The sequence below is a fragment of the Vibrio sp. 1069 genome (assembly GCF_033340555.1).
Window position 1 is genome coordinate 1 of sequence record NZ_JAWOWP010000368.1, and the last position, 707, is coordinate 707.

The window sequence follows — 707 nt, forward strand, 5'->3', positions numbered from 1 at the left end:
CTCTTTAGCCTTAATTTGGTTATGAATGGTTTTGACGCCATCAATGGCTCTAGCTCGTTGCTCAATTTGATTAATTAAATCTTGAGTTGGAGCTTGGCCCATTAAAACAACCGTACCATTGTACGAGCTCGCAACAACTCGAACATGCCCTTTAAACGGTTCTTTATTACCGATCGCTGCGACTTCAAATTCAATATTGTTGTCTTGCCAGATCTGCTTCGTGGTGCGAGTATCTGTCACAATATTTGCCGTGGTGGCAGCTCCAGCAATGAACAGTCCCGCACATCCGCTCAAGCTTAAGATGGTACATAAAATGATAAGGCTACGTATCATAATGCTGATTCTCAAATCTGTTATTCTTCGTGAGCAGGGAAAAGTACTTGGTCAATCAAATCGCATAAGCAGTGAAGAGTGACCATATGCACTTCGTGAATGCGAGCCGTGCGATGGGATGGAATACGAATTTCTACATCGTTTTCGCCCAGTAATCCTGCCATCTCACCACCATCTTTACCTGTTAGGGCGATAATGGTCATGTCGCGAGTTACAGCCGCCTCCATCGCTTTGATGATGTTTTTGCTGTTGCCACTGGTAGAAAGCGCCAGAAGAATATCGCCTGGTTGGCCAAATGCACGAACTTGCTTAGAGAAAATCTCTTGATAGTGGTAGTCGTTTGCAACTGCCGTTAGTGTGGTGTTGTCCGCAGT

At 44.8% G+C, this 707-nt stretch carries 2 protein-coding genes; both read right to left on the minus strand.

Translation table 11 applies throughout. The features are described from left to right. Positions 1-333, minus strand: a 333-nt coding sequence (locus R7040_RS26565; RefSeq protein WP_318097595.1) for a BON domain-containing protein, incomplete at its 3' end; no start/stop codon positions are given. Between the two features lie 20 nt (positions 334-353). Continuing rightward, the coding region (locus R7040_RS26570; RefSeq protein WP_318097596.1) for an SIS domain-containing protein at positions 354-707 on the minus strand (354 nt) is incomplete at its 5' end.